This is a genomic window from Amycolatopsis acidicola, from assembly GCF_007713735.2.
Classification (GTDB): Bacteria; Actinomycetota; Actinomycetes; order Mycobacteriales; family Pseudonocardiaceae; genus Amycolatopsis_E; species Amycolatopsis_E acidicola.
The window spans coordinates 1-17,538 of sequence record NZ_VMNW02000062.1 but is presented as its reverse complement, the minus strand read 5'-3'; the positions used below and the strand labels follow the sequence as shown (position 1 = coordinate 17,538).

Annotated in this window: 16 protein-coding genes; 2 read left to right on the top strand and 14 right to left on the bottom strand. The window is 70.7% G+C overall.

Annotated elements, in window-relative coordinates:
- The first annotated feature begins 71 nt into the window (after positions 1–71).
- Positions 72–1,781: a GGDEF domain-containing protein gene (locus FPZ12_RS31090; protein WP_243770113.1), complete on the top strand. Its 1,710-nt coding sequence runs from the start codon at positions 72–74 to the stop codon at positions 1,779–1,781.
- On the opposite strand, the gene FPZ12_RS31085 is transcribed toward FPZ12_RS31090, so the two are convergent.
- The 14 genes from FPZ12_RS31085 to pdxS all read right to left on the bottom strand — a co-directional run bounded on the left by FPZ12_RS31085 (position 1,769) and on the right by pdxS (position 14,925).
- A complete protein-coding gene (locus FPZ12_RS31085) occupies positions 1,769–2,185 on the bottom strand; it encodes a hypothetical protein (protein WP_144755378.1) in 417 nt (138 codons plus the stop codon). The genes FPZ12_RS31090 and FPZ12_RS31085 overlap by 13 nt on opposite strands.
- 35 nt (positions 2,186–2,220) lie before the next feature.
- Entirely contained in the window at positions 2,221–2,994 is a 774-nt protein-coding gene (locus FPZ12_RS31080; RefSeq protein WP_144755375.1) for an enoyl-CoA hydratase/isomerase family protein, read from the bottom strand.
- A gap of 23 nt (positions 2,995–3,017) precedes the next feature.
- Positions 3,018–5,333 (bottom strand): RelA/SpoT family protein, encoded by a 2,316-nt coding sequence (locus tag FPZ12_RS31075; protein ID WP_424923660.1) that lies wholly within the window; start codon positions 5,331–5,333, stop codon positions 3,018–3,020.
- A gap of 205 nt (positions 5,334–5,538) precedes the next feature.
- Positions 5,539–6,057 carry an adenine phosphoribosyltransferase gene (locus tag FPZ12_RS31070; protein WP_144755369.1) on the bottom strand — a complete coding sequence of 173 codons (519 nt, stop codon included), beginning with the start codon at positions 6,055–6,057 and terminating at the stop codon, positions 5,539–5,541.
- Positions 6,058–6,059: 2 nt separating this feature from the next.
- Positions 6,060–7,295 (bottom strand): protein translocase subunit SecF, encoded by a 1,236-nt coding sequence (gene secF / locus FPZ12_RS31065; protein WP_144755366.1) that lies wholly within the window; start codon positions 7,293–7,295, stop codon positions 6,060–6,062.
- Positions 7,296–7,297: 2 nt separating this feature from the next.
- On the bottom strand, positions 7,298–8,875 hold the full coding sequence (gene secD / locus FPZ12_RS31060) for a protein translocase subunit SecD (protein WP_144755363.1): 1,578 nt from the start codon (positions 8,873–8,875) through the stop codon (positions 7,298–7,300).
- A gap of 130 nt (positions 8,876–9,005) precedes the next feature.
- The gene (gene yajC / locus FPZ12_RS31055; protein ID WP_144755360.1) at positions 9,006–9,410 is read right to left on the bottom strand and encodes a preprotein translocase subunit YajC; all 405 of its coding nucleotides are present in this window, start codon (positions 9,408–9,410) and stop codon (positions 9,006–9,008) included.
- A gap of 106 nt (positions 9,411–9,516) precedes the next feature.
- A complete protein-coding gene (gene ruvB, locus FPZ12_RS31050; RefSeq protein WP_144755357.1) occupies positions 9,517–10,578 on the bottom strand; it encodes a Holliday junction branch migration DNA helicase RuvB in 1,062 nt (353 codons plus the stop codon).
- Positions 10,579–10,587: 9 nt separating this feature from the next.
- Complete coding sequence (ruvA, locus tag FPZ12_RS31045; protein ID WP_144755355.1) at positions 10,588–11,184, bottom strand: Holliday junction branch migration protein RuvA; 597 nt, start codon at positions 11,182–11,184, stop codon at positions 10,588–10,590.
- On the bottom strand, positions 11,181–11,765 hold the full coding sequence (gene ruvC / locus FPZ12_RS31040; RefSeq protein WP_144755352.1) for a crossover junction endodeoxyribonuclease RuvC: 585 nt from the start codon (positions 11,763–11,765) through the stop codon (positions 11,181–11,183). The genes ruvA and ruvC overlap by 4 nt, the downstream gene beginning before the upstream one ends.
- 89 nt (positions 11,766–11,854) lie before the next feature.
- Positions 11,855–12,379, bottom strand: coding sequence for a DUF4262 domain-containing protein (locus FPZ12_RS31035; RefSeq protein ID WP_144755349.1), 525 nt, complete (start codon positions 12,377–12,379; stop codon positions 11,855–11,857).
- Positions 12,380–12,466: 87 nt separating this feature from the next.
- Entirely contained in the window at positions 12,467–13,216 is a 750-nt protein-coding gene (locus tag FPZ12_RS31030) for a YebC/PmpR family DNA-binding transcriptional regulator (protein ID WP_144755346.1), read from the bottom strand.
- Between the two features lie 97 nt (positions 13,217–13,313).
- Positions 13,314–13,931, bottom strand: a complete 618-nt coding sequence (pdxT, locus tag FPZ12_RS31025) for a pyridoxal 5'-phosphate synthase glutaminase subunit PdxT (RefSeq protein WP_144755343.1) — start codon at positions 13,929–13,931, stop codon at positions 13,314–13,316.
- Between the two features lie 79 nt (positions 13,932–14,010).
- The gene (gene pdxS, locus FPZ12_RS31020) at positions 14,011–14,925 is read right to left on the bottom strand and encodes a pyridoxal 5'-phosphate synthase lyase subunit PdxS (RefSeq protein ID WP_144755340.1); all 915 of its coding nucleotides are present in this window, start codon (positions 14,923–14,925) and stop codon (positions 14,011–14,013) included.
- A gap of 220 nt (positions 14,926–15,145) precedes the next feature.
- Here pdxS and FPZ12_RS31015 point away from each other — a divergent pair, with 220 nt between their 5' ends.
- Entirely contained in the window at positions 15,146–17,269 is a 2,124-nt protein-coding gene (locus FPZ12_RS31015; RefSeq protein ID WP_144755336.1) for an elongation factor G-like protein EF-G2, read from the top strand.
- Positions 17,270–17,538: the final 269 nt, after the last annotated feature.

Sequence of the window (17,538 nt, the reverse complement as noted above, 5' to 3'; positions counted from 1 at the left end):
CTGGCAGCTGCCCGATGAACATCAGTCGACATCCGTGGAGAAATCCGGGGACCACCAGCGAGGATGTGCACGTGAGCGCAGCCCCGAACGCGGTTCGATTCGCCTTCCAGCCGCTGTACAGCCTGCACACCGGCGGCATCGTGGCGCTCGAAGCACTCGCCAGGCCCGGGAAGGGCTCGGTGCAGGAGCTGCTCGACCGCGCGATGAGAGAACGCAGGCTCGCCGAGGTGGACATCTCCCTCGCCGCCAGAGCCGTGCGGACCGAGGCCGACCACGAGACGCTTCTCCCCCTGCACCTGAACCTGACCGCGCCCACCGCGGCCGCCCCGGAGTCGGCGTTCGACCCGCTGCTGGACTCGCTGGCCCGCATCGGCAGGCGCCCGCGCGAGGTCGTGCTGGAGATCGGCCCGCCGTTCTCGCACGTGTGGCCCGAGCAGCTGCTCGCGGGCCTGACCCGGCTGGGCGAGCTGGGCTTCCGGCTCGCCTTCGACGGGCTCGGCCGCGCCGACCTGCCCTTCACGCTGCTGGCCGCCGCGCCGGTGGACGTGCTCAAACTCGACCGCAGCGTGCTGCGCAGGCTGCCGGCCGACGCCGGGGCCATCGCCGTGGTCGAATCGCTGCTGCACTTCACCTCACGGACCAACCGGCGGCTGGTGGCCACCGGAGTCGAGCAGGAGGCGCAGCTGACGGCGGTGCGCAAACTGGGGGTGCGCATCGCCCAGGGCAATCTGTTCGCCCCGGCCTCCGACGGCGTGAACTGGACGAACCTGCTCACCCCCGCCACGCCGGAACCCGACGAGCGGGTGGTGCCCGGCCCGCTCACCGCGCCCAAGGTGCGTGACTTCCTGCGCCCCGCCAGCACCCTGCCCGAGGACGCCACCTGCGACGACGTGCGCACCGCGCTCGCGGCGAGCGACGCGCCGTCGGGCATCATCGGCGTCGACGAGCACCACTGTCCACAGTGGTCGGTCGACCGGACCCGGTTCCTGGTCTCGGTGACCGGGCCGTACGGGCACGCGCTGCACGCCAAGCGCCCGGCCGCCCGGCTGGCCGACTCGCCGCACGTGATCAACGCCGAGGCGAGCGCGCTGGAATTCCTGGAGCTGGTCACGGACGCCGACTGGGGCCGCACCGGGGACGACGTGGTCGTCGTCGACGAGGACGGCACCTGCCTCGGCGTGGTGCTGGTGAACGAGGTCGTGCGCGGGGTCGCCGAGGCGAAGGTCGAGGAGGCCGCCGCGCTCAACCCGCTGACCAGGCTGCCCGGCAGCGAGACCGTGGCCAAGGACGTCGACCGGCGCATCGCCTGCCGCGAGCCGTTCGTCGCGGCCTGGCTGGACGTCGACTCGTTCAAGCAGGTCAACGACAACGCCGGGTTCGCGGCCGGGGACGACCTGATCCGCGCGCTCGGGCGCACGCTGACCGATCTGAGCGGCCGCCTGCGGCGGATGACGGTCAGCCACGTCGGCGGGGACGACTTCCTCATCGCCTGCGACGTGGACGAGATCAGCACCATCGCCGGTGCCCTGCTGGACACGCCGTGGTCGGCCGAGGGCCTGCCGGTCACGGTCTCGCTGGCGACCCTGGTCTGCGCCACCTCGACCATCTCGTCGTACCGCGAGGCGTCCCGGCTGCTGGCGCCCCTGAAGAAGCGGGCGAAGGCCGTGCCCGGGTCGAGCTGGGTGCTGGCGCGCCCCAACTCCGAGCGGGTCGAGGTGCTGCGCGGCCGGTCCGCCGCGCCGCAGCCGCCCCGGCAGCAGCGACTGGATCAGCCGGCCTGAGGCAGCCCGCGCGCCGCCCGGTTCCGACCGTCCACAATGGCCACAGTGGTCAGCACGACGATGCAGAGCGCGTCGAAAACGACCGTATACCAAGGAACCTCGGCGCGCAGGTCCACATCGGACAGGATCAGCGCGAGGAACGTGCCCTTGCCCAGCACGGCGGCGATCGCGGCGGGCACGCGCGCGGGCCGGTGGAACGCGGCCCACACGATCATCGCGCCGAGCAGCAGCTGCAGCATTCCCCTATGTTGCAGCAGGGCGAGCGTCATCGGTTCGGGATCGGTCACGCCGTAGCTCGTTTCGAGCACCGAGGCGTCGGCCAGCGCGAGCACCGGCAGCATCGTGAGCACGCCCAGCAGCACGAGCAGGGCGCGCGGCAGATTCTCTCCACGGAGGGCGGTCATGCGGCCAAGGTAACGAGCCGCGGCTGAGGCCCGCCTCAGCGATGGGTGAACTTCGGCGCGCGCCGCTCCAGGAAGGCCGCGACGCCCTCGGCGTAGTCCTCGCCGTGCAGGGCCGCCGAGCGGATCTCCTCCACCTCCGCGTCGGATTCCTCTTGTCCCGCAAGGATCTTCCCGATGATCCGGTTCATCCCGCGGATCGAGGACTGCGACCGCGCGCACAGCGTCTCCGCGAACGCCGCGACCTCTTCGTCCAGGCTGGCGAAAACGTCGTTGAGCAGACCGATTTCGCGGGCCCGCCTGCCGTCGATCAGCCGGCCGGACAACAGGAAGTACCGCGCGTGCGCCGGGCCGATCAGCGAAACCAGCTGCCGGGTGGAGAGGAAGTCGTACACGATGCCGAGCTTCGCCGGGGTGATCCCGAACCGCGAACCCGGCTCCGCGAACCGGAAATCGCACGCGACCGAGAGCTGGCAGCCGCCACCGATGCAGTTTCCGCGGATCTTCGCGACGGTCGGCTTCCGCATCCCCGACAACGCCGTGACCGCGCCCTCGACCGCCTTGTCGTAGGCGGCGGCACCGTCCGCTGTGGACCGCAGCTCGCGGAACTCGCTGATGTCCGCGCCCGCCGAGAAATCCTGTCCGGCGCCGGTGAGCACCAGGACCTTCAGCGCCGGGTCCGCCTCCACGCCGGCCACGATCTCCGGGATCGCCGACCACATCCCGTGCGTGATCGCGTTCTTCTTCTCCGGCCGGGCGAAGGTCAGCGTCCCGACCTCGCCCTCACGCGCGAACTCCAGCCCATCCACCATGGACCGAACCCTAGCGTCCCCGCTCAGGACGCCGACGTGACGCGGTACACGTCGTACACGCCCTCGACGCCGCGCACCACCTTCAGCACGTGCCCGAGGTGCTTGGGATCGCCCATCTCGAACGAGAACCGGCTCACCGCCACCCTGTCCCGCGACGTGGTGACCGACGCCGACAGGATGTTGACCTTCTCGTCGGCCAGCACCTTCGTCACGTCCGAAAGCAGCCGGTGCCGGTCCAGCGCCTCCACCTGGATCGCGACCAGGAACACCGAGTTCTCCGACGGCGCCCACTCGACCTCGACCAGCCGCTCGGGCTGGCTGCGCAGGTCCTCGGCGTTGGTGCAGTCCGTGCGGTGCACGCTCACGCCGCCGCCGCGCGTGACGAACCCGAGGATGTCGTCGCCCGGCACCGGGGTGCAGCAGCGCGCGAGTTTCGCCCACACGTCCCCGGAATCCTTGACGATCACGCCGACGTCGTTGGACCCGCGGCGGCGGGTGACCGTGGACGGGGTGGCCCGCGCGGCCAGCTCCTCCTCGGCCTCCTCGACCCCGCCGATCAGCGCGACGAGCCGCTGCACGACGTGCTTGGCGCTGGTGTGGCTCTCCCCCACCGCGGCGTACAGCGAGCTGATGTCCGGGTGCCGCAGCTCGGCGGCGAGCGCGCCCATCGACTCCGCGGTGACCAGGCGCTGCATCGGCAGCCCGACCTTGCGGATCTCCTTGGTGATCGCGTCCTTGCCCGCCTCGATCGCCTCGTCGCGGCGCTCCTTGGCGAACCACTGGCGGATCTTGGCGCGCGCCTTGGGCGAGCGGGCGAACTGCAGCCAGTCCCGGCTCGGGCCCGCCGTCTCCGCCTTCGACGTGAAGATCTCGACCACGTCGCCGTTTTCGAGCTTCCGCTCCAGCGCGACGAGCCTGCCGTTGACGCGGGCGCCGATGCAGCGGTGCCCGACCTCGGTGTGCACCGCGTACGCGAAGTCGACCGGGGTGCCGTCGACCGGCAGCGTGACCACGTCTCCCTTGGGCGTGAACACGAAGATCTCGCGGGCGGCCAGCTCGTAGCGCAGCGAGTCGAGGAACTCGCCCGGGTCCGCCGCTTCCCGCTGCCAGTCCAGCAGCTGCCGCATCCAGGCCATCTCGTCGATGTCGACGGAGGCGCCGCTGTGCGTGCCCTTGGTTTCCTTGTAGCGCCAGTGCGCGGCGATGCCGTACTCGGCGGTGTGGTGCATTTCGTACGTGCGGATCTGGACTTCGAGGGGTTTGCCCTCCGGCCCGATCACCGTGGTGTGCAGGGACTGATACACCCCGAACCGCGGCTGCGCGATGTAGTCCTTGAAGCGGCCGGGCATCGGCTGCCACAGCGCGTGCACCACGCCCATCGCGGCGTAGCAGTCCCGCACGTCCTCGACCAGGATCCGCACGCCGACCAGGTCGTGGATGTCGTCGAGGTCGCGGCCGCGGACGATCATCTTCTGGTTGATCGAGTAGTAGTGCTTCGGCCTGCCCTCGACCTTCGCGGTGATCCGCGAGTTGCCCAGGCTCAGGTTCAGCTCGTCGATCACCTTGCGCAGGTAGATGTCGCGCGAGGGCGCCCTGTCCGCGACCAGGCGGACGATCTCGTCGTACTTCTTGGGCTGCAGGATCGCGAACGCGAGGTCCTCCAGCTCCCATTTGACGGTGGCCATGCCCAGCCGGTGCGCCAGCGGGGCGAGGACCTCGAGGGTCTCCTTCGCCTTGCGTGCCTGCTTTTCCGGCGGGAGGAAGCGCATCGTGCGCATGTTGTGCAGCCGGTCGGCCAGCTTGATCACCAGCACGCGCGGGTCGCGCGCCATCGCGATGACCATCTTGCGGATCGTCTCGGCCTCGGCGGCCGTGCCGAGCTTGACCTTGTCCAGTTTGGTCACGCCGTCGACGAGCTGGGCGACCTTGTCGCCGAAGTCCTCCGACAGCTGCTCCAGCGAGTAGCCGGTGTCCTCCACCGTGTCGTGCAGCAGCGCGGCCACCAGCGTGATGGTGTCCATGCCCAGCTCGGCGAGGATCGTGGCCACCGCGAGCGGATGCGTGATGTACGGGTCCCCGGACTTACGCCGCTGCTCGCGGTGCAGCTCCTCGGCCACGTCGTAGGCGCGCTGGAGCAGGCTCAGGTCGGCGTTCGGGTGCAGCTCGCGGTGGATCGCGGCCAGCGGCTCGAGTACCTGCTTGACCGAGGCCGCCCGCTGCGCGGTGATCCGCCGCGCGAGCCGCGCCCGGACCCGCCGGGTGGCCGACGGCGCCCTGGTCGCGCCCTGGTGCGTCAACGCGTTTTCGTGGGGCGCCGCCGAATCGAGCTCTTGGCTCAACCCCCACCTCCTCTTCGCGTGACCTCTCCGGACAACAAGCGTAACCCGCCTGCGCCGGATGGCGTCGCGGTGATCCGCAAGGTGCGTTGTGTGGCGGGCACCCGCGCCCAGCGGTCGCCTCCGCTTCCGCCGGGCCGATCACCCCGCTTCGCTATCCCTGATCAGGAAAACACCCGCGGGACCGCCACCATTCCCCGGCCCCGGTTCAGGCGGCCTGGAGCGCGCTCACCTTCCGGCCGGCCAGCACGGCGCGGCCGTCGAGACCGGCGAGCTCCAGCACCACCGAAATCCCGGACACCGAGGCACCGGCCTCTTCGAGCAGCCGGCACGCCGCGTCGACCGTGCCGCCCGTGGCCAGCACGTCGTCGACCACCGCGACCCGGCTGCCCGGCGCGACGACGCCGGCGGGCAGCTCCAGCGAAGCCGTGCCGTACTCGAGCGCGTACTCCACGCGGCCCGCGACCGAGGGCAGCTTGCCGGGCTTGCGGACCAGGACCACGCCGAGCCCGCGGGCGTAGCCGACCGCGGCGGCGAGCATGAACCCGCGCGCCTCGACCGCGGCCAGCAGCTCCACGTCCGGCTCCACCGTGGCGGCGAGCGCGTCGGTGACCGCCTTGAACCCGTCGGCGCTGGCGAACAGCGGCGACAGGTCGCGGAACAGCACGCCAGGCTCGGGGAAATCCGGGATCTCGGCGATCAGGCCCAATGCGGCGTCGAGATCCATGCTCAGCGCTTCTTCTTGCCCGAAGGCCGCCCGCGCCGCGGGTTGGACTTCGATTGCTTCGGCGTCCTCGACGGGACACTGGCCGCCGCCGCGTACGCCTTCTCCTTACGGAGCTCGGCGGCCAGCGCGTCGTCGTCCGAGGCGTCGAAGTCGTCCTCCTCCGCCTGACGCTCGGCGGCCTTGCGGGCCAGGTTCGCGCGGCGCTGCCGCACCCGCTCCGCCTGCTGCTTGAACTTCGGGTCACGCATCTTGAAGTCCACCAGCAGCGGCGTGGCCAGGAACAGCGAGGACATCACGCCGGCGAGCATGCCGGTGAGCTGGACCAGCGCCAGGTCCTGCAGCGTGCCGGAGCCGAGCAGAATATAGCCCACGATCAGCAGCCCCAGCACCGGCAGCAGCGCGATGACCGAGGTGTTGATCGAGCGCATCAGCGTCTGGTTCAGCGCCAGGTTCGCCGTCTCCGCGTAGGTGCGCCTCGTCAGGCCGAGGATGCCGCGCGAGTTCTCCTTGACCTTGTCGAACACCACCACCGTGTCGTACAGGGAAAAACCGAGAATCGTCAGCAGGCCGATCACCGTGGCGGGCGTGACCTCGAAGCCGACGAGCGAGTAGATGCCCGCCGTGACCACGATGTCGTGGATCAGCGAGATCAGCGCCGCCAGCGCCATCCAGCGTTCGAAGTAGATCGCCAGGAAGATCGTCACCAGCACCATGAACACGCCGAGCGCGATGAATGCCTGGCGCGAGATCTCCCCGCCCCACGACGCGCTCACCGCGCTGTCGCTGATCGCCTGCTCGCTGGGCTGCCCGTTGCTGCCGATCGGCTGGAGCTGCTGGAACAGCGCCTGCTTCACCTTCGCGACGTCCGTCTCCGGCAGCGTCTCCGAGCGGATCTGCACCGTCGCGGCGCTCCCGACGCCGACCGTCTGCGCCTCGGCCGCCTGCTTGCCGAGCGCGTCGGCGAACACGCGGGTGGCGTCGTCGGACGTGATCGTGCCGTGCGCGCCGTGCGCCGGCAGCTGGATCTGGGTACCGCCCTCGAACTCGATGCCAAGGTTGAACCCCTTGATCCCCATCGACGCGACGCTGATCAGCACCAGCGCGATGAAGAAGAGGTACCACCGTTTGCGCTTGCCTACGATGTCGAAGGCGCCGGTGCCGACGTAGAGCCGGTGGAGGATGCCGCCTTCGTTCTTCTTCGGCGAGGCCTGGGCGCCGTGGCTTTCCGCGCTGGACATGCTCACGCCTCCTTACCGGCCGCGGCGGCCTTGCGGGCCGACCGGCGTTCGGCGGCGAGGGTCTGCACCCCGCCGAGGCCGGTGAGCTTCGGGTTGGACAGGAACTTCGACCGCGAGGCCAGCGCCACCAGCGGGTGCGTCACCAGGAAGACCACGACCAGGTCCAGCACCGTGGACATGCCGAGGGTGAACGCGAAGCCCTGCACGTCGCCGACCGCGATCGCGTACAGCACCGCCGAAGCCAGGAACAGGATGGCGTCGGAGGCCAGGATCGTGCGCCGCGCCCGCTGCCAGCCGCGCGGCACCGCGGACCGGAAGGTTCTGCCCTCCCGTATCTCGTCCTTCAGCCGTTCGAAGAACACGACGAAGGAGTCCGCGGTGACACCGATGGCGATGATGAACCCGGCGACGCCCGCGAGGTCGAGGCTGAACCCGATCCACCGCCCGAGCAGCACCAGCACCGCGTAAACGACCGCGCCGGACAGCGCAAGCGAGATGATCGTGAGCACGCCGAGGAGGCGGTAGTAGAACAGGCAGTACAGGAACACCAGCAGCAGGCCGATCCCGCCGGCGATCAGGCCCGCCTTAAGCGAGGCGAGGCCGAGGGTGGCCGAAACCGTGGTGGCGTCCGAGGACGTGAACGACAGCGGCAGCGAGCCGTACTTCAGGATGTCGGCCAGGTCCTTGGTCTGCTGCTGGGTGAAGTTGCCGCTGATCTGCGTGTTGCCGTCGACGATCGCGCTCTGGATCGCGGGCGCGGAGACCACCTGCGTGTCCAGGGTGAACGCCGTCTGCGTCTGCGCCTGATAGTGCTTCGTGGTGAAGTCGGCCCAGGTCTGGCGCCCGGCGTCCTTGAAGGTCAGGTCGACCGTCCAGCCCGCCTTGCCCTGCGCCGGCGGCGAGGAGACCGCGCTGTCGATCTCGGTGCCTTTGAGGAACACCGGCCCGAGCAGGTACTTCGTGGTCCCGTCCTGGCTGCAGGTCATCAGCGGGAGGTTCGGGTCGTCGTTACCGCTCAGCGGGTCCTGCGTGGAGCAGGTGAACGCGGCCAGCGCCTGCTGCGCCGTGGCGCCCGCGGCGATGTCGTCCCCGGTGCCGGTCATCAGCGCCGGATCCTGGCGGGTGGCCTTGGCCTGCTGGATCTGCTGCGTGGACTGGTCGTCGGTGGTGCCGGCCGGTGGCGGGGTGGGCGCGGCCGTGGCCTGCGCCGAGTCCAGCACCTGGCGGAAGTTCAGCTGCGCGGTCTGGCCGAGCTTCTTGGCCTGGTCGCCCTGCTCGCCGGGCACCGTGATGACGATGTTGTTGCCGTCGAGGAGGACCTCGGCGCCGCTGACGCCCATCCCGTTGACGCGCTTCTCGATGATCTGGCGCGCCTGGTTCAGCGAGTCCTTCGTCGGCGCGGAGCCGTCGGGGGTGCGCGCGCTGAGCGTGACGCGGGTGCCGCCCTGCAGATCGATGCCCAGTTTGGGCGTCGGCTTGCCCCCGCCGGTGAAGAACACCAGCACGTAGAGCACGACCACGATCAGGGCGTAGATGATGAGATAGCGTCCCGGGCGGATCCGCCCGGCCGGTGGTGCCACGGTTGTGGTTCTCCTCGGGAAAAAGGGGTCTGCGGCGCTGGTAGGACCGGAACCCTACTCGGTCCCGGGTGAGCGCAGCGTGTTGCCCCCGGCGCCGTTCCGGAGGGCGCCAGGGGCCGGGCGATGGCCCTTACTTCTTGCCGTGCTCGAGCGGCGGCGCGATCTGCGGACCGGCCTTCTCTTCCTCGGCCGGCGCCTCGGTGATGGCCTCGGCCGAGGTGGCCGGGGACTCCTCCGGGGACTCCTCGGTCTCGTCCTCGATCTCGTCGACCGGGGGCGCGACCTTCTCCCGCACCGCCTGCCGCAGCCACGTGGTCACCACGCCGGGCGCGATCTCGATGTCGATCGAGGTCTCGTCGCTGGTGTCGGCCACCGTGCCGTAGAGGCCGGAGGTGGTCATCACGCGGTCGCCCTCGGACAGGCTGGTCTGCAGGTTCTTCTGCTCCTGCGCCGCCCGCTTCTGCTTGCGGCTCCCCATCACCAGCGGGATCGCCACGACGAGCATGAGGAGCAACGGCAGGAAAAGCTGATTCATGATTCTCCATTCGGCGAGCGCCACGCGCGCGCCTAATTGTCCGGATGTGCTCTTTCGAGTGTGCCAGGTGCCACCGCTGTTCTCACCACCCGCCGCTGACGTGCCTCTAGTCGAACAGCGGCGGCTGGTCCATCCGGCCGTAGCCGGGTGGGGGCGCGAGGCCCAGGTGCTCCCACGCGGTCGCGGTGGCGACCCTGCCCCGTGGAGTCCGGGCGAGCATACCCGCGCGCACGAGGTAAGGCTCACAGACCTCCTCGACCGTAGTCGCCTCTTCACCGACCGCCACGGCCAGCGTGGAGATCCCGACCGGGCCGCCGCCGAACGAGCCGACCAGCGCGCTCAGCACCGCCCTGTCGAGCCGGTCCAGGCCCAGCTCGTCCACGTCGTAGACCGCGAGCGCGGCGCGGGTGACCTCGTAGGTGATGCGGCCGTCGGCGCGGACCTCGGCGTAGTCGCGCACGCGGCGGAGCAGGCGGTTCGCGATCCGGGGCGTGCCGCGGGAGCGGCGGGCGATCTCGGCGCTGGCGCGCCCGTCGACCTCGATGCCGAGGATCTTCGCCGCGCGCGTGACCACCTCGTCGAGCTCGTCGTCGGCGTAGAACTCCATCTGGCCGGTGAAGCCGAAGCGGTCGCGCAGCGGCCCGGTCAGCGCGCCGGACCGGGTGGTGGCGCCGACCAGGGTGAACGGCGCGATCTCCAGCGGGATGCTGGTGGCGCCCGGGCCCTTGCCGACCACCACGTCGACCCGGAAGTCCTCCATCGCGAGGTACAGCATTTCCTCGGCGGGGCGGGCGATGCGGTGGATCTCGTCGATGAACAGCACGTCGCCCTCGGCGAGGTTGGACAGCATCGCGGCCAGGTCGCCCGCGCGCTCCAGCGCCGGGCCGGAGGTGATCCGGATGGCCGCGTCCAGCTCCGCGGCGACGATCATCGCGAGGCTGGTCTTGCCGAGCCCGGGCGGGCCGGACAGCAGCACGTGGTCCGGGGGCACCCCGCGCCGCCGGGCGCTCTCCAGCACCAGTTCGAGCTGTTCGCGCACGCGCGGCTGGCCGACGAACTCGGCCAGTTTGCGGGGCCGCAGCGACGTCTCGACCTCGCGCTCGCCGGTCTGCGGCAGCGCGGACAGGGTCTCGTCCGGGTCGAAGTCGGTCACGCTTTCATCGTGCATGCCGTGGCCCTACCGCTTGCGGCCGAGGGTGGTCAGCGCGGCGCGCAGCACCGTGGGCGTGTCGGCCTCCCCGGCGTCGGCCAGCACCTTTTCCACCGCCTGCTCGGCCTGTTTGGCCGCGAAGCCCAGCCCGGTAAGCGCTTCCACGACCTCGGCTCGCACGGCGGAACCGGCCACGGGCAGCGCTTCCCCGCTCGTGCCCGCGACGGCGGTGACCTTGTCCCGCAGCTCGAGGCTGAGCCGTTCCGCGCCCTTGCGGCCGATGCCGGGAACCTGGGTGAGCACGGTGATGTTGCCTTCGGCGAGCGCGGTGCGCAGCTTGTCCGGTTCGAGCACCGCCAGCGCCGCCAGCGCGAGCCGCGGGCCGATGCCGGAAACGGTCTGCAGCAACAGAAAGAGCTCGCGGGCCTCCGCGTCGGCGAACCCGAACAGGGTCAGCGAATCCTCGCGGACGACCAGCGCGGTGTGCAGCCGGGTGCGTTCGCCGCGGCGCAGCGTGGCCAGGGTGGCGGGCGTGGCCTGTACCGCGAAGCCCACCCCGCCGACCTCGACGACCACGTGGTCCAGCCCGACCGACAGCACTTCGCCGTGCACCGACGAGATCATCGGGCCGCTCCCTTCGTTTTCGCCGTCTTCGCCGCAGCGGCCAGCCGGGCCCGGTGCTTCCGGGCGAGTTCCGCCGCCCTCGCTTCGGCCTCCGCGAGGCGCTGCCGCATCGGCTCGCGCCACAGGTGACAGATGGCCAGCGCCAGCGCGTCCGCCGCGTCGGCCGGGTTCGGTTTCTCCACCAGGCCGAGTAATCGCGTCACCATACCGGTGACCTGCGACTTGTCCGCGCGGCCGGACCCGGTGACCGCGGCCTTGACCTCGCTGGGGGTGTGGAACACGACCGGCAGCCCGCGCCGGGCGGCCGCGAGCGCGACCACTCCCCCGGCCTGCGCCGTGCCCATCACCGTGCGCACGTTGTGCTGGCTGAACACGCGTTCCACCGCGACGGCGTCGGGCCGGTAGCGGTCGAGCCATTCCTCGACGCCGTCGGAGATGCCGAGCAGCCGGATCGCCAGCGACGCGTCCGCCGGGGTGCGCACCACGTCCACCGCGACACAGCTGACCTTCCGCCCCGTGCCGCCGTCCACCACGCCGAGCCCGCACCGCGTCAGCCCGGGGTCGACACCGAGCACTCGCACCAGATCTCCTCCTCACCGAACACCAGTTCGGAGGCTACCGGTCCGGCGGGCCGCGACGGCGCAGGACGCGCCGGGGCCGCGAGTGTCCTTTATGGACCGTCGACGCCCGGGGTCCAGCTTTCCGGCCTGCCGCTGTCGGTCAGCACCGGCTGCCATTCGGCGAAGCCCTCGGGCGCGTCCGCGTCCCACGGCCAGTGGTGGCCCTCGGGGGTGGCGACGATGATCTGCACCGCGGGGAAGTCGCCGTCCGGGTAGACGAGGAAGGCGCTGCCGAAGTACTCCGGGTAGTGCCCGGGGTGCACCTGCTCGAACGTGACCGGAACGCCCTCGAAGAAATCGTCGTACACGCGGCCGGGGACGAACGGGTCCCCGGTGGCCGCACGGTCCACATAGGCGTCGAGCAGGACCTGCGCCATCTGCTCGGGCAGCCCGACCACGACGGCCTCGGGAACCTCGTGCATCGCCCACACGCACGCGGTGAAGCAGTAGCCGGATCCCTTGTCGTCACGGGGAACCGAGATGACCGCATTGCCCCGCCGTTCCGCCTCGGCGACGATCCAGTCGAGCAGTTCCTGTTCTTGCGAGGCGAGGGCTTCGGTCGTCACGGCGGTCATTCTGCCGCAACGCCGCCCGAGATCCCAGGCTCCCCCGCAAAAAAATCCCGATGTGCTTGGCACACCGGGATTTTTCCGTCTTGTGGGTCAGCCGACTTCGGCGAGGACCTCGTCGGAAACGTCAAAATTCGCATACACGTTCTGGACGTCGTCGCAGTCTTCGAGCGCGTCGATCAGCTTGAAGACCTTCTTCGCGCCGTCCGCGTCGAGCGGCACGCTGACCGACGGCAGGAAGGTCGGGTCCGCCGACTCGTAGTCGAAACCGGCCGCCTGCAGCGCCTTCCGCACCTCGACGAGATCCGTGGCCTCCGAGACGATCTCGAACTGGTCGCCGAGATCGTTGACCTCCTCGGCGCCTGCGTCGAGGACCGCCATCAGGACGTCGTCCTCGGACAGGTCGTTCTTCGGCATGATCACCACGCCCTTGCGGGTGAACAGGTACGCGACCGAACCCGGGTCGGCGAGCGAGCCGCCGTTGCGGGTGAGCGCCGTGCGCACCTCCGACGCCGCGCGGTTGCGGTTGTCGGTGAGGCACTCGATGAAGACCGCGACGCCGTTCGGGCCGTAGCCCTCGTACGTGATGTTCTGCCAGTCGGCGCCACCGGCCTCTTCACCGCCGCCACGCTTGCGCGCGCGCTCGATGTTGTCCTGCGGGACGGAGTTCTTCTTCGCCTTCTGGATGGCGTCGTAGAGCGTCGGGTTGCCGTCCGGGTCGCCACCGCCGGTCCGCGCGGCGACCTCGATGTTCTTGATCAGTCTCGCGAACAGCTTGCCACGCTTGGCATCGACGGCGGCCTTCTTGTGCTTAGTGGTGGCCCACTTGGAGTGGCCGCTCATCTCGTCTCCATATTCTCGTCGCTGAGGAGGCCCCGTGGTGGCCACTGTGACACCCCGAACCGGGAGTGGCCGCTCATCTCTCCTCCATCTAATCGTTCTACGCGTCACGCACCATGCGGACGAACAGCTGGTGCACGCGCTCGTCCCCCGTGAGCTCCGGGTGGAAGGCGGTGGCGAGCACCGGCCCCTGCCGGATCGCGACGATCCTAGCGGCAGCGTCCCCGGCGCCGGCGGCGTCCGGCACCCTGGCCAGTATCTCCACCCCGTCCCCCGCCTTCTCCACCCAGGGGGCGCGGATGAAGACGGCGTGCACGGCGGGGCCTTCCAGGCCCGCGAAGTCCAGGTCGGCCTCGAAGGAGTCGACCTGCCGCCCGAACGCGTTGCGCCGGACGATCACGTCGAGCCCGTCGAGCTGGCGCTGGTCCGGGCGGCCGTCCAGCACCTGCCTGGCCAGCAGGATCATCCCCGCACAAGAACCATAGACCGGAAGCCCGCCGGCGATGCGCCCGCGCAGCGGTTCCAGCAGCTCGAAGGTCTCGAGCAGGCGCGACATCGTGGTGGATTCGCCGCCCGGCAGGACCAGGCCGTGCAGCCCGTCCAGCTCGCCGGGCCGGCGAACCGGCCGCGGTTCGGCCCCGGCCCGTTCCAGCAGCGCGGCGTGCTCCCGCACGTCACCCTGCAGGGCGAGTACCCCGATCACCGGTTTCGCCGTCATCCGTCCTCTTCCGGGTAAGAGCCGGGTCCCGCCTTCACTCCGAAGGCGGGACCCGGCGGCTCGATCAGGTGGACTGTGGTCACCAGCCGCGTTCGGCCAGGCGGTGGGGTTCGGGGACGTCGTCGACGTTGATGCCGACCATCGCCTCGCCGAGGCCGCGGGAGACCTTCGCGATCACGTCCGGGTCGTCGTGGAAGGTGGTGGCCTTGACGATCGCCTCGGCGCGTTTGGCCGGGTTGCCCGACTTGAAGATGCCCGAGCCGACGAACACGCCCTCGGCGCCGAGCTGCATCATCATCGCCGCGTCGGCCGGGGTCGCGATGCCGCCGGCGGTGAACAGCACGACCGGCAGCTTGCCCTTCTCCGCGACCTCGCGGACCAGCTCGTACGGCGCCTGCAGCTCCTTCGCGGCCACGTACAGCTCGTCCTCCGGCAGCGACGTCAGGTGCGCGATCTCGCCGCGGATCTTGCGCATGTGCGTGGTCGCGTTGGAGACGTCGCCGGTGCCGGCCTCGCCCTTGGAGCGGATCATCGCCGCGCCCTCGTTGATGCGCCGCAACGCCTCGCCGAGATTCGTGGCGCCACAGACGAAGGGCACGGTGAAGGCCCACTTGTCGATGTGGTTGGCGTAGTCGGCCGGGGTGAGCACCTCGGACTCGTCGATGTAGTCCACGCCGAGCGACTGCAGCACGCGGGCCTCGACGAAATGCCCGATCCGGGCCTTCGCCATCACGGGGATGGACACCGCGCCGACGATCCCGTCGATCAGGTCCGGGTCGCTCATCCGCGCGACGCCGCCCTGGGCACGGATGTCGGCGGGCACCCGCTCCAGCGCCATCACCGCGACCGCGCCGGCGTCCTCGGCGATCTTGGCCTGGTCGGCGGTGACCACGTCCATGATCACCCCGCCCTTGAGCATCTCGGCCATGCCCCGCTTGACACGCGCGGTACCGCGCTCGGGCACGGGGGAACCAGTGGGCTGAACTTCGGTCACTTCGGAGGCCTTTCGGAGCGGGCGAACCAGGTGCGACCTCCAGTTTAGGTCCGAATGGACCGGCGTCCTGAGCCAATGCGGCCCTATTCCGGAAGGCCACTTTCCGGGGCGGCCCGCGCAGTCGGGTTACCTGGTGGACGCGGGGTTGCCCGCACGTGGCCGACAGGTGTGTGATCGGAGGCACACCCGTTACCGACATCGACGTCCCGGGAGGCCTGTGATGGCCGAAAAGCAAGTGAGGAACGGCGATTCCGGGGCCGCGGTCGCTGTGGACGACCCGCGCAAGGTGCGCAACGTCGTCCTGGTCGGCCCGTCGGGATCCGGCAAGACCACCCTCACCGAGGCCCTGCTCGCCGTGTCCGGCGCCGTGAGCAGGGCCGGTTCCGTCGTGGAGGGCACCACGGTCTGCGACCACGATCCCGCGGCCGTCCGCCAGCAGCGCTCGGTGGGCCTCGCCGTCGCCCCCGTCCTGCACGACGGGGTCAAGATCAACCTGATCGACACGCCCGGGTACGCCGACTTCGTGGGCGAACTGCGGGCCGGCCTGCGCGCCGCCGACGCCGCGCTGTTCGTGGTGTGCGCGGCCGAAGGCGTGGACGAGACGACGGTCGCGCTGTGGGAGGAATGCGCCGCGGTGGGGATGCCGCGCGCGGTGGTCGTCGCCCGGCTCGACCACCACCGCGCGGACGCGACCGCCGAGATCGCCGCCTGCCAGGAGGCGTTCGGGGCCGGGGTGCTCCCGCTGTACCTGCCCGCGAGCGGGACCGAGCCCGGGCTCGTCGGGCTGATCACTCAGCGCCTGTACGACTATTCGAAGGGCTACCCGCCCACGCTCGGCGACCCGGACCCGGCGGACCTGGACCGGATGACCGAGGCACGCAACGAGCTCATCGAGGGGATCATCGCCGAGAGCGAGGACGAAACCCTGATGGACCGGTACCTCGCCGGTGAGGAGATCTCCGAGGCCACGCTGATCTCCGACCTGGAGACGGCCGTCGCGCGCGGCACGTTCCACCCGGTCATCCCCGTGTGCGCGACGACCGGGCTCGGGCTCGCCGAGGTGCTGGACGGGATGGCGCGGGCGTTCCCGTCACCCGTGGAGCACCGGCTGCCGGACGTGAGCGCGGTGGACGGTTCGCCGCACGCGAGCCTGACGGCCGACCCGGACGGGCCACTGGCCGCCGAGGTCGTCCGCACCGCCGTGGATTCTTATGTGGGAAGGGTTTCACTGGTCCGCGTCTTCTCCGGGACGCTGCGTCCCGAGCGGCCGGTGCACGTGTCCGGGCACGGGCTCGCCGAGCGCGGCCACGAAGACCACGACGCGGACGAGCGCGTCGCGCACCTGTACTCGCCGCTGGGCGCGAACCTGCGCGAGGTGCCCTACTGCGTGGCGGGCGACCTGTGCGCGCTGACGAAGATCGGCTCGGCGGAGACCGGGGACACGGTGTCCTCTCCGGACGAACCGCTGCTGATGAAACCGTGGAGCATGCCCGAGCCGTTGCTGCCGGTGGCGATCGTCGCGCACAACCGCAGTGACGAGGATACGTTGGCGCGCAACCTTTCCCGGCTCGTGGCGGGCGATCCGACGCTACGCCTGGAGCGCAACGCCGAGACGAACCAGCTCGTGCTGTGGTGCATGGGCGAGGCGCACGCGGACGTGGTGCTGTCCCGGCTGCGGGCCGGGGGCGCCGAGGTCGACACCGAGCCGATCAAGATCAGCCTGCGCGAGACGTTCGCGGCCCCGGCGAAGGGGCACGGGCGGCACGTGAAGCAGTCCGGCGGGCACGGCCAGTACGCCGTGTGCGACATCGAGGTGCAGCCACTGGAGCGGGGCGCGGGGTTCGAGTTCGTCGACAAGATCGTCGGCGGCGCGGTGCCGCACCAGTTCATCCCGAGCGTGGAGAAGGGCGTGCGGGCCCAGCTCGAAAAGGGCCTCGTGGATGGGCATCCGGTGGTCGACGTGCGCGTGACGCTGGTCGACGGGAAGGCCCACAGCGTCGACTCCTCCGACGCGGCGTTCCAGATGGCCGGGGCACTGGCGCTCAAGGAGGCCGCGGCGAACGGCCGGATCACGCTGCTGGAGCCGCTGGACGAGGTGCTGGTCCGGCTGCCCGACGACCACCTCGGCAACGTGCTGGGCGACCTGTCCTCGCGGCGGGGCCGGGTGCTCGGCACGGAGTCCGCGGGCGGCGGGCGCACGGTGATCCGGGCGGAGGTGCCGGCCACGGAGCTGCTCCGGTACGCCACCGACCTGCGCTCGCTGACGTCGGGCACGGCGACGTTCACGAGACGGCACGCCCGCTACGACCCGATGCCAGAAGGAGCGGTGAAGACCGGCGGCTGACCCCGCGGCCCGCGCTGCGGCCCGCGGCCCGCGCCCGGAAACGGCCACCACACCAACGAGGGCGGCCAACACACCCCCGCCGCCAGCCGACACACGCACCGGAACGGCCAATACACGCACCGGAGCGGCCAACATGCCGGTGCGGGCGTGTTGGCCCGCGGCGGTGGCGTGTTGGCCGTTCGTGTTCGCGTGTTGGCCCTGGGCGGCGGTGTGTTGGCCCTGGACGCGGATTGGTTGGCTTGCGGCGCGGGTGTGGGTGGGCCCGGGTG